Origin of the sequence: Pseudoalteromonas sp. SIMBA_162 (assembly GCF_046535955.1) — a bacterium.
In the GTDB taxonomy this organism is placed as follows: Bacteria; Pseudomonadota; Gammaproteobacteria; order Enterobacterales; family Alteromonadaceae; genus Pseudoalteromonas; species Pseudoalteromonas marina.
In genome coordinates, this window is the sequence record NZ_JAWJBQ010000005.1 from 116669 (window position 1) to 127958 (window position 11290).

At 39.9% G+C, this 11290-nt stretch carries 9 protein-coding genes; 1 reads left to right on the plus strand and 8 read right to left on the minus strand.

From position 1 onward, the window contains the following. Positions 1-76: 76 nt before the first annotated feature. Together rhlP and R0J88_RS05390 are read right to left on the minus strand one after the other, a co-directional pair. Positions 77-907: a rhombotarget lipoprotein gene (gene rhlP, locus R0J88_RS05385; RefSeq protein ID WP_410899337.1), complete on the minus strand. Its 831-nt coding sequence runs from the start codon at positions 905-907 to the stop codon at positions 77-79. A 12-nt stretch (positions 908-919) separates the two neighbouring features. Continuing rightward, on the minus strand, positions 920-1264 hold the full coding sequence (locus tag R0J88_RS05390) for a hypothetical protein (RefSeq protein WP_006792436.1): 345 nt from the start codon (positions 1262-1264) through the stop codon (positions 920-922). Between the two features lie 267 nt (positions 1265-1531). On the opposite strand from R0J88_RS05390, the gene R0J88_RS05395 reads away from it, so the two are divergent. Next, the gene (locus R0J88_RS05395; RefSeq protein WP_410899338.1) at positions 1532-3040 is read left to right on the plus strand and encodes an OmpA family protein; all 1509 of its coding nucleotides are present in this window, start codon (positions 1532-1534) and stop codon (positions 3038-3040) included. A gap of 61 nt (positions 3041-3101) precedes the next feature. Here R0J88_RS05395 and R0J88_RS05400 read toward each other — a convergent pair whose 3' ends face one another. The 6 genes from R0J88_RS05400 to dapB all read right to left on the minus strand — a co-directional run bounded on the left by R0J88_RS05400 (position 3102) and on the right by dapB (position 11234). Then, complete coding sequence (locus R0J88_RS05400; protein ID WP_410899339.1) at positions 3102-3686, minus strand: class I SAM-dependent methyltransferase; 585 nt, start codon at positions 3684-3686, stop codon at positions 3102-3104. Positions 3687-4002: 316 nt separating this feature from the next. Then, on the minus strand, positions 4003-5046 hold the full coding sequence (locus R0J88_RS05405) for a S66 peptidase family protein (RefSeq protein ID WP_410899340.1): 1044 nt from the start codon (positions 5044-5046) through the stop codon (positions 4003-4005). A gap of 132 nt (positions 5047-5178) precedes the next feature. Next, positions 5179-5655, minus strand: a complete 477-nt coding sequence (greA, locus tag R0J88_RS05410; RefSeq protein ID WP_006792433.1) for a transcription elongation factor GreA — start codon at positions 5653-5655, stop codon at positions 5179-5181. Positions 5656-5702: 47 nt separating this feature from the next. Further along, positions 5703-8921 carry a carbamoyl-phosphate synthase large subunit gene (gene carB / locus R0J88_RS05415; protein WP_410899341.1) on the minus strand — a complete coding sequence of 1073 codons (3219 nt, stop codon included), beginning with the start codon at positions 8919-8921 and terminating at the stop codon, positions 5703-5705. Between the two features lie 16 nt (positions 8922-8937). Then, the gene (gene carA / locus R0J88_RS05420; protein ID WP_006792431.1) at positions 8938-10074 is read right to left on the minus strand and encodes a glutamine-hydrolyzing carbamoyl-phosphate synthase small subunit; all 1137 of its coding nucleotides are present in this window, start codon (positions 10072-10074) and stop codon (positions 8938-8940) included. Between the two features lie 362 nt (positions 10075-10436). Further along, on the minus strand, positions 10437-11234 hold the full coding sequence (dapB, locus tag R0J88_RS05425; RefSeq protein ID WP_271480301.1) for a 4-hydroxy-tetrahydrodipicolinate reductase: 798 nt from the start codon (positions 11232-11234) through the stop codon (positions 10437-10439). Between the last annotated feature and the right edge of the window lie 56 nt (positions 11235-11290).

An 11290-nucleotide genomic window follows, 5' to 3' on the forward strand; every position in this document is an offset into this window, starting at 1 on the left:
CATAAAAAAACGCCGCATAAGTTGAATAATGTGGCGTTTTAAATTTAAGTATTTAGCGACTTAACTATGTAGATGTTTAGTTATTTACATATCTGCGCTTTAAAACAAGTAGCGATATAAAAACCAGAATAAACACACTAAACGCCCCAGCACTGCTTGAGCCATCTTTATTCTCTATTTTTGCTATTTTTTCTTCTTTAACCCGCGTTTTAAAGCGTGCCAATTCCGCATCTAAATTTAGGCTCATATCGGTAACCGCTAAATTAAACCCCTCAAGTGACTTTTCATTGAGCGTTTCGTCAATACCAATAGCGGTGGTTCTTTTTTCAAGCTTGCTGATGCCTGGTGCTCTAAAAAGCATTTTTTTACTTTTTATATCAAAAACAGCAGTGTCGACGAAGGTTTGAATCGTATTTTCGTTACCGGGAATAACGTACATACCTACAATGGTCCAATACAATAATGCGGCGTTATTTTCATAGGTTTGCGTTACTTGATCGTAAGAAACCAATGCCATTACGTCTACATCGTATAGTCGCCCTACTTGTTCAAGCGCTGAAAACCCTTCTCCACCTTTAAGATACGTACTTGGAATTACTTCTATGCGGGCAATGTAATCGTACTGCAAAAACGATTTTTTAACTTTTTCGAGCAACTCTACCTCATTTTGACTTTCAATACCGTTTGCTTGCCACTCTTTAGACGGCACAAATGAAATACCCACTGTAACGGGTAATTTCAACACCGGAATTTCTGGTTTATACGTAGCACGGCTATCTTCGTTTGGATAAAGAAAGTCAACCAAACTGCTAGAGCGCGTATTTTTACCTGCATTATTACTCACAAGCGCACTACATGAGGTCAGTAAAAAAACCATCAACATGACAAAAAACGTATTTTTTTTCATTATTATTCCTTTTTAATTAAATTCAGTTATGTGTAAAAGCTCGCCTGATGGTCCCCATAAATAAATCACTTTACCCCACGGCTCTTGTTTTATTCCTTCAAAGCGAATATCAAAGTTAGTGAGCTTACTAATAATGTCAAAGGCTTCATTTATATTTAATACGCACACTTGCAGCATTAAATTTTCAGCAAATTCTTGGTTGTAGTAACGCTGTAAAAAGAGGCTGCATTCACCTGATGTTGCAATACTTAAATCAGCTGATGCCTGCTCAACATTAAAGCCCAGCGCCTGATAAAATGCACACGATTGTTGATAGTTTTTACATGGCACAAACACTCTGATGTCATCTATTTTCATTGTTTTCCTTTTATTATTTAGGTGCGGAAGGCTTAATAACTTATTTATGTAAGTGACTTTAATTAGGTTCTCATTTTTCTGAGCAATCGTCATCAAATAAACGTAAACCAAAACAGCTTATTAATGCTTTAGTTTTCAAACCGCCGTTCTCTGTATTTTGTGTTGATAAAAAAATAAATGAAGCAAAACTATAAGTTAAGTAGGATGACTTTAAAAATCAGCTGTTTTATAGTCGCGGAATACTTTCAATATAAAAAGGACATTTTAATGAAAAATATAAATAAATTAGTCATCATTTTCACTTGTTGCTTAAGTGCATTTTATATTCACGCTAAGCCGTTTCTTTCACCTTATCCTGGTGCAAAATTACAAAATAAAGTGGTACTAGAAGGTGAACAAACTCGCCTTGTTACACAGTTTAATCGCAATGAAACAAAGGCCAAACAATTTACTTTTGACTCATTTATTGGCTTTGCGAGCCATTACTCTTACGATATAAAAAATGTGGCTTCTTTAAAGGTCACCAAAAACTATCAAGAAGCACTTAATAAAGCCGGCTTTACTATTAACTATATGTGTTCGCTAGATGAATGTTACTCAGGTGATAGATACAAAGATGAGAAGCGATTAGGCGAAAAATCTAGCTATTTTAACATCGGTTCTTCATTTCGAAATCCGTATTATATATTCGCAACCAAAGGCACTGACAAACTTGAGGCTGCTGTTGCTCTTTATGTAGGGCAATATAAAAATGAAACGGGTGTGCAGTTAACCACTATAGATATAAAAGAGATTGAAACCGGCTTAATAACCGCCGATCTCAGTGCACTTAAAACAACAACACATAAAAATAGTAATAAAGCCCCAAAAAAAGATAAAAAAGGGACTCAAGATCACCCTTTGCTGAGTCGTTATCCAGGTAGTTATATTGAGGATTTTAAGCAAGTAGACTACGAAGAATTTAACATTCCTGTGGGTGTTGTAGATAAAAAAACAAAACAGATCCCAACACTTGATGTGATTGGCGACATAACTCAGATTACTTATGTGGTAAATAACGTATCCTCTCTTAAAATTTATCATAACTATGTTGCCGCATTAGTCAAAGAGGGGTTTGAAACTGTATTTTCGTGCCAAAAGAGCTCATGTAGTAAAAATACTAATAAAAGAAAAATCAGAGAAGATATAAATCAGTTAGGTGATGTTTTAGCGGTTAAATTAATTTATAACTACTCAGGGCAACCTCGCTATCAGGTTATGAAAAAAACGCTTAATGAACAAACGACTTACGCTGCATTTTTTATAGGGAATTATCAAGGCCATTCACGTATTCAACTCGTGGTTATGCAAACCACTCCATTGCAAACTGGTTTAATCGAAACTAATAGCGACAAAGTACTAGAGCAGTTAGCGCAAAAAGGAAAAGCATCAATATACGGTGTGCAATTTGATTATGATAAAGCCAGTATTAAACCAGAGTCTAAGCAGGCTTTAGATACCATTGCACAAGTATTAGATAAAAATAAACAGCTGAGCTTATATGTAGTTGGGCACACAGACGATAAAGGGTCAGCTGAATATAATTTAAACCTTTCTAAGCGCCGGGCTGATGCTGTTGTTAAGGCGCTAATAACTAATTATGGCGTGTCAAAATCAAGACTGCTTGCTCATGGCGCAGGCCCATATTCACCGGTTGCCACAAACAATAACGAATTAGGGCGTGAGCTTAATCGCCGAGTTGAATTGGTTGAGAAATTATCAAATAATAAAAATTAGCCTCTATTTAAACCATAAAAATAAAGGGCGCTATAACAAGCGCCCTAAACTTATATAACATTTATTTTTTAGCTATAGCCTGCAAGACCGATGCTAAACCGGTGTGATACGAGCCCTCAAACACTTCTCGTTTTAATTCTTCTAAATGTACAAAACTAAGCCCTATTAAGTCATCCTCTAAATCGCTTTTTGAGGTTTTAGTATCTGCATCTGGGCCGCCGCCGGTATTATAGTTTACTTGCTCTGGTGTATAGGCCTCGAGTAAAAATACTCCAGCTGGCTTTAAACCTTTTACAGCACGTTTATATACCGCAGAGCGAACTGCGCTCGGTAAAGGGCAATAAATAGAGACGACTGCATCCCATGTTTCTTTTCCAAAATCAAATTCTGCTAAATCAGCATGTATTAGTTCAATTTTTACGCAATGCTCTTTTGCAAGTTTTGCTGCTTTTTCAAGGCCTACTTTCGAGCCATCAACCGCAGTAACCTCATAACCCATTTTTGCTAAAAATACCGTATTTCTCCCCTCGCCTTCGGCCAAGCTTATAACCCTGCCTTTAGGTAATTGTTTGTATTGCTGGGCTAAAAAATCGTTTGGCTCTTTGCCATAAGCGTATTGCTGAGTGTTATACCTTTCATCCCACATAACTACTCCTTAGCTAAAATTGTTTACACGTTCTGCATAAGTTGCATTTTAGTTGCTTAATAATTCCACGAATAACGCGGGCAGTAAATAGGAAATCGTTCCTCTAAGATCAAGGTTTATCTTAGAGGCACATTTAGCCATAGTAGGGTATATTAAATTATAGTGATCGCATCAGTTTAACCTAACTAGCGATGTGAAAAGTGAAACAAATAGCTTAGTGACGGAGTCTTTTGCCTAAAAAGTATGAGTAATGAGCGTCCGTAATGTTCAATTAAAGATTCCTTTTCAACTATACATTAGATATAAAACTTAATAATTAACACAGCTTAGTGCTTAGCGATGCCTTAATCACTTTGCCTTCATTTATGTCTGCGTTAATCGTACAGCTTGCACCATTAATTAAGTTTAAATTAGGTGCAACATGCCCAATATCAGCATCAAACAGTACGGGGAATATACATTTACCAAGTGCCAATTCTATTGCTTGGTAATAATCAATCTGCTTATGGGGGCTAGCAATAACGGCACTGCGACCAAGTATAATACCGTTTACATCAGTAAGTACGCCATTTAGTTTTAATGCAATGAGACTACGTGCTACGGCTGTTGGGCTTAGCTCTGCATTTTCAAGGAAGAGCACAAGGCCCTCTGGTGCATACTCTTGTTTGAAGCGATGTAAATCGAGGTAAGGCGAGCCAAGCAACAAGTTAAGCGTGTCTAAACAACCGCCAAAAAGCCGGCCTGTTATTTCTAATTTACGCGCATCGTTGTAATTTAAACATTGCCATTGCGTTGGCTCAGTAAGTTCAAACAACGCATCAGGGTCGCTCTCGTAATTAATTAATTTAGTTTGGTATGATGCTGAAGGTACTTGTTCAAATTGCTCGCCTTTGGTGAGCGCTAAAACGTGAAAAACATTTACACAATTATGATCTGTTTCATTTGGATGTAGCTGCATTAAATTAGCAGTATGAAGGGTTGCCCAACCACATCGAGAAGTGAGCACACATGCTAATGTACTAACATCAGAGAACCCCACTAACCACTTAGGTTTAGCCGTTTTCACTATGTTAAAGTCAATATATTGCAAAACGTCTAGGGCAAGCTCTCCACCCCATGGGGGCATAATTGCCGCTATATTATCGTCGGTAAGAAAGTGCATTAGCTCTAAAGCTCGATCTTTAGCGCTGATATTTTGCCTTACACTGTCACCTTCAATTACTTTAAACCCTTGCGACTTTAAACCATTTAGCACAGTGTCTAATCGTGTTTGAAAGTGATTATCAACACCTGAAGAAAACGCACAAATTGCAATATTATCATTAGGTTTAAGTGGCTCAGGAAAATTAATTAAGGACATCAGTACTCTCAATCATTAGGATATAGTCAACCTAACGTACCCAATAAAGTAAACAAAGTCGAGATTATTAAAGGCATAAAAAAACCGATGTAATCACATCGGCTTTTATGTAAACGCTAAAGTGAGGATATATTAAAGGTACTCAACTTCAATGATTTCGTATTCAACGTCGCCCTTTGGTGTTTTAATGGTGACTGCATCATCCATTTGCTTACCAATCAAACCACGAGCTATGGGTGAGTTAACAGAAATTAAGTTATTTTTAATATCTGCCTCATCATCGCCAACTATTTGGTATTTAACTTCGGCATCAGTTTCTACATTAACAATAGTTACTGTGGTACCAAAAATAACCTTACCTGTGTTAGGCATTTTAGTTACGTCGATTATTTGAACATTTGAAAGTTTAGCTTCAATTTCTTGAATACGACCTTCACAAAAACCCTGTTGCTCACGCGCAGCGTGGTACTCAGCGTTTTCTTTTAAGTCACCGTGTTCACGCGCATCAGCAATATCAGCGATGATTTTAGGACGGGTAACTGTTTTTAATTCGTTAAGCTCTTTACGCAGTAAATCTGCGCCACGAACTGTCATCGGAATTGTTTGCATATTTTCTCACTTAACACCAAGGCCTAATTAGGCCTTGGTACATTTCCTTAGTTCAATCGCAGGTGTAGCTCTTGAACTGACGCCACTTTACTGCGGTCATCTGCTTTGTTAGCAGTACAGTTAGCGAATGCCGCGTTCAAGGTAGTCGTATAGTTGGTTTTATTTTGCAATGCACCACGACGTAACACCTTCGAATCTTCGATCGCTTGGCGACCTTCGGTGGTATTAACGATATAGCTGTATTCTTTATTCTTAATGTAATCAAGAATATGTGGACGACCTTCGTAAACTTTATTTACGCGACGAACGTTAATACCCGCTTCTTCAAGCGCTTTGGCTGTGCCACCTGTTGCGTCTAATTCAAAACCTAACTCGGTCATGATTTTAGCTAATTCAACAATACGTGACTTATCGCTATTACGAACAGATAATAACGCGCGACCACCGCGTGGTAAAGTATTGCTTGCACCTAATTGTGCTTTTGCGAATGCTTCGGCGAAAGTATCACCAACACCCATTACTTCACCTGTTGAGCGCATTTCAGGGCCACGGATAGGGTCTACACCTTGGAACTTAGCAAACGGTAAAACCACTTCTTTAACGCTGTAGTAAGGAGGGATAATTTCTTTAGTAATGCCTTGGCTCGCTAAAGATTGGCCCGCCATACAACGTGCAGCTACTTTTGCAAGTGCAACGCCGGTGGCTTTAGATACAAATGGAACCGTACGCGCAGCACGTGGGTTAACTTCAATCAAATACACTTTGCCATCTTTTACTGCAAACTGTGTATTCATTAAACCTACAACACCCAGTTCAAGAGCCATATCGGTTACTTGCTTGCGCATTACATCTTGCACTTCTTGCGATAAAGAATGTGCTGGTAATGAACAGGCAGAGTCACCAGAGTGAACACCAGCTTGCTCAATGTGTTCCATAATACCGCCAATGATTACTTGCTCGCCGTCACATATTGCGTCAACGTCAACTTCAATTGCGTTATCTAGGAAGTGGTCTAATAAAACAGGTGCTTCATTTGAAGCTTGAACCGCTTCGGTCATGTAACGGCGTAAATCGTCTTCGTCGTATACAATTTCCATTGCACGGCCACCTAATACATATGATGGGCGAACAACCAGCGGGAAACCAATTTCAGCTGATTTTAAAATAGCTTCTTCAGTTGATGTAACCGTTGCGTTTTCTGGCTGCAGTAGGTCTAAACGCTCTACTAACTGTTGGAAACGCTCACGGTCTTCTGCACGGTCAATTGCATCTGGTGAAGTACCAATTACTGGCACTCCATTGGCTTCTAGCTCACGTGCTAGTTTAAGTGGTGTTTGACCACCGTACTGCACGATAACACCTTTTGGCTTTTCAACACGTACAATTTCTAATACGTCTTCAAGGGTAATTGGCTCAAAGTAAAGTCGGTCAGATGTATCGTAATCGGTAGATACGGTTTCAGGGTTACAGTTAACCATGATGGTTTCGTAACCGTCGTCACGAAGTGCAAGCGCAGCATGTACACAACAGTAATCAAATTCAATACCTTGGCCGATACGGTTAGGACCACCACCAATAACCATGATTTTATCTTTGTCTGTTGGATTTGCTTCACACTCTTCATCATACGATGAGTACATGTAAGCGGTGTCTGAACTAAATTCTGCAGCACACGTATCTACACGTTTGTACACTGGCACAATATTTAGCTGATGACGTTTTTTACGAATTTCAGCTTCTGACACGCCGGCAATTTCAGCAATACGCGGGTCGGCAAAGCCTTTACGCTTAAGCTTGCGTAAAAAATCTGCATTAAGGCCAGCCATTCCGCCTTCAGCGATTTTAGCTTCGTCTTTTAAAATGTCTTCAATTTGAACCAAGAACCAGCGGTTAACTTTAGTCAGCTCGTAAACATCTTCAACGCTCATACCGTGTCGCATTGCATCTGCAATGTACCAAATACGCTCAGCGCCTGGCTCACGTAATTCACGGATGATTTTTTCTTTTGCCTTAGGGTCATCAAGTGCAACAATTGGGTTAAAACCCGTTGCGCCAACTTCAAGACCACGTAATGCTTTGTGTAATGACTCTTGTTGGTTACGACCAATTGCCATTACTTCGCCTACTGATTTCATTTGCGTGGTTAAACGGTCGTTAGCACCGGCAAATTTCTCAAAGTTAAAGCGAGGTATTTTAGTTACAACGTAATCAATTGAAGGCTCAAAAGAGGCTGGTGTTTTACCACCAGTGATATCGTTTTGAAGTTCGTCAAGCGTGTAGCCTACTGCAAGTTTTGCTGCAATTTTAGCAATTGGGAAACCCGTTGCTTTAGAGGCTAGTGCCGATGAGCGCGATACACGTGGGTTCATCTCAATGATAACCATACGGCCATCTTTAGGGTTAATACCAAATTGTACGTTAGAGCCACCGGTTTCAACACCAATCTCACGCAGTACTGCCATAGAGGCATTACGCATAATTTGGTATTCTTTGTCGGTTAACGTTTGCGCTGGTGCAACAGTGATTGAATCACCTGTGTGCACGCCCATTGGGTCAAAGTTTTCAATAGTACAAACAATAATACAGTTGTCTTTTTTGTCACGAACAACTTCTGTTTCGTACTCTTTCCAACCAATCAGTGATTCATCAATTAGTAATTCGTTAGTAGGTGACAGGTCTAAACCACGCTCACAAATTTCTTCAAACTCTTCCATGTTGTAAGCAACACCGCCACCGGTGCCACCCATGGTGAAAGAAGGACGAATGATACACGGTAAGCCTATGCGGCTCATTGTATCTTTAGCTTCTTCCATTGAGTGTGCGATCTCTGCACGAGGACACTCAAGACCAATGTTTTTCATTGCAGTGTCAAAGCGTTCACGGTTTTCGGCTTTGTCTATTGCATCAGCTGTTGCGCCAATTAACTCTACGCCATGCTTAGCCAATACACCGTGTTTGTCTAAATCAAGTGCACAGTTTAATGCTGTTTGGCCGCCCATTGTAGGCAGGACTGCATCTGGCTTTTCTTTTTCGATGATTTTTTCTACTACTTCCCAGTGAATTGGTTCGATATATGTTGCATCAGCCATTTCTGGGTCGGTCATAATCGTTGCTGGGTTTGAGTTAACAAGGATAACTCTATAGCCTTCTTCTCTAAGTGCTTTACACGCTTGTGCACCAGAGTAGTCAAATTCACAAGCTTGACCAATAACAATTGGGCCTGCGCCTAAGATAAGAATGCTTTTTATGTCGGTACGTTTTGGCATTATTACTCCAGTTAAATTAGTGTTTACGCGCTTGCATCAAATCGATGAAGTGGTCAAATAATGGGGCTGCATCATGCGGGCCTGGACTTGCCTCAGGGTGACCCTGAAAACTAAATGCTGGCTTATCTGTACGATGAATACCCTGAAGCGTACCGTCAAACAGTGATTTGTGTGTTGCACGAAGCGTGCTTGGTAGGCTTGATTCTTGGGCTGCAAAACCATGGTTTTGCGCTGTGATCATCACTACATCGCGGTCTAGATCTTTAACTGGGTGATTACCACCATGATGGCCAAATTTCATTTTTTCTGTTTTAGCACCTGAAGCAAGCGCTAATAACTGGTGACCTAAACAAATACCAAAAATGGGTGTGTCGGTTTCTAAAAATGATTTTATCGCGTCAATTGCGTATGTACATGGCTCAGGATCACCAGGGCCATTAGATAAGAAAATACCATCGGGGTTTAATGCGAGTACGTCAGCAGCACTAGTTTGTGCAGGTACTACGGTAAGTTTACAACCACGGTCAACAAGCATACGTAATATATTACGCTTAACACCGAAGTCATAGGCTACAACATGAAACTTTTCATCGGCGGTATCTAAAGTTTTAAACCCCTCGCCTAATGTCCAGCTTGATTCGCGCCACTCAAAATTTTCCTTGGTTGAGACAACTTTTGCTAAATCCATACCTTTTAAGCCTGGGAAGGCTTGCGCGGCTTGTAGCGCTTTTTGTTCGTCTAGTTCGTCACCAGCAATAATACAACCATTTTGAGCGCCTTTGTCGCGCAAAATACGTGTTAGCTTTCTGGTGTCGATGTCCGCAATACCTAAAATATTACGTTCTTTCAAGTAATCATCTAACGATTGCTCGTTACGAAAGTTACTTGCTAGCAGTGGCAAATCACGGATCACTAGGCCTTTAGCCCATATTTGATTCGCTTCTTCGTCTTCGCTGTTGGTACCCGTATTACCGATATGTGGGTACGTCAAAGTTACGATTTGTTCCGCGTACGAAGGGTCAGTCAAAATTTCTTGATAACCAGTCATAGACGTATTGAATACCACTTCACCGACTGACATGCCGTCAGCGCCGATTGCAGTACCGCGAAACACTGTGCCGTCTTCTAGGACTAACAGAGCGGATTTAGTCAAGTTAAACCTCCTAACAGTAAAAAACGGGAGTAAGCAAATTGCTTATCACCCCGCCAATACCCAGAGGGATCGTCAAAACCAGATTTTGTATGAGATTAAATTGTTTTACGCAGTCTTAAATGAGGCCGATATAACCGCTAAATCTTCAACATTTTTTCTTGCCTAAAACTCTTATCATTCCCACTGAACCCCTGATTTTACTAGCCACTTGGGTATAATTGGAAACACGCATTTAGTAATTTTTGGCAAATTGGCTGTATACTACATGATGTTGAGTTTTAGGTCTAACATTATTTGGTAAATCATAACAAATAAGTGCTTTTAGCTAAAATTAGACCCAAACACCCAAAATAGATACTAAACTACTTTAAATCGAGCACATCTTGCATGTCATAAAGTCCTACCGGTTTATTTTGCAACCAGCTTGCAGCTCTTATAGCGCCTAGCGCAAAGGTCATTCTCGAACTTGCTTTGTGCGTTAATTCAAGCCTTTCCCCCATTGTGGCAAAATAGGCGGTATGTTCACCTACTATGTCACCTCCTCTTAGGACTGAATAACCAATTTCGTTTTGAGATTTTTCAGTTTCAATTTGGCTTCGATCGTATACAGCAACCTCTTCGTGGTTCCATCCTTTTGCATCTGCAATTGACTCACCAATTGCCAGAGCCGTGCCCGATGGCGCATCGATTTTATGACGGTGATGCGCTTCAAATATCTCAATATCTAAATCGTCACCGAACTTAGTAGCAGCCGTTTGAACTAAATTTAGTAACACATTTACGCCAACACTATAGTTACGAGCAAATACAATAGGTATATGTTTAGCAGCATTTTCTAATAATGCCATGTCATCGGCCGTTAAACCTGTTGTGCCAATAACTAAAGGGAGAGATTGTTCAACAGCACGCTTTAAGTGGCTACGCATACCGTCTGGCAGGGTGAAATCAATTAAAACATCGACACTTTCGAGTGTGTTTTCGTCGCTAAAACATACGTTTTTATCAGCAGCGCTATTGACTTGGTTTACATTAACTCCAATTAACGATGACCCACTGCGAACATAGGCTCCTGTTAGTTGTGTTTGCTCTTTTATTGTTGCGGCTTCCAATAAAGCTAAACCCATTCTGCCATTAGCACCAAAAACACCAATTCGAATCATCACTATGCCTTAATTTATTTTTGTTTAAACCGTAAACCGATCGTTTTGTATATATT

What these genes read in the sequence shown, in the direction of transcription:
- greA (WP_006792433.1), bottom strand. Translation starts at nt 5,655, where the DNA reads ATGCAAACAATTCCGATGACAGTTCGTGGCGCAGATTTACTGCGTAAA.
- rhlP (WP_410899337.1), bottom strand. Translation starts at nt 907, where the DNA reads ATGAAAAAAAATACGTTTTTTGTCATGTTGATGGTTTTTTTACTGACC.
- R0J88_RS05400 (WP_410899339.1), bottom strand. Translation starts at nt 3,686, where the DNA reads ATGTGGGATGAAAGGTATAACACTCAGCAATACGCTTATGGCAAAGAG.
- R0J88_RS05390 (WP_006792436.1), bottom strand. Translation starts at nt 1,264, where the DNA reads ATGAAAATAGATGACATCAGAGTGTTTGTGCCATGTAAAAACTATCAA.
- carB (WP_410899341.1), bottom strand. Translation starts at nt 8,921, where the DNA reads ATGCCAAAACGTACCGACATAAAAAGCATTCTTATCTTAGGCGCAGGC.
- R0J88_RS05405 (WP_410899340.1), bottom strand. Translation starts at nt 5,046, where the DNA reads ATGTCCTTAATTAATTTTCCTGAGCCACTTAAACCTAATGATAATATT.
- R0J88_RS05395 (WP_410899338.1), top strand. Translation starts at nt 1,532, where the DNA reads ATGAAAAATATAAATAAATTAGTCATCATTTTCACTTGTTGCTTAAGT.
- dapB (WP_271480301.1), bottom strand. Translation starts at nt 11,234, where the DNA reads ATGATTCGAATTGGTGTTTTTGGTGCTAATGGCAGAATGGGTTTAGCT.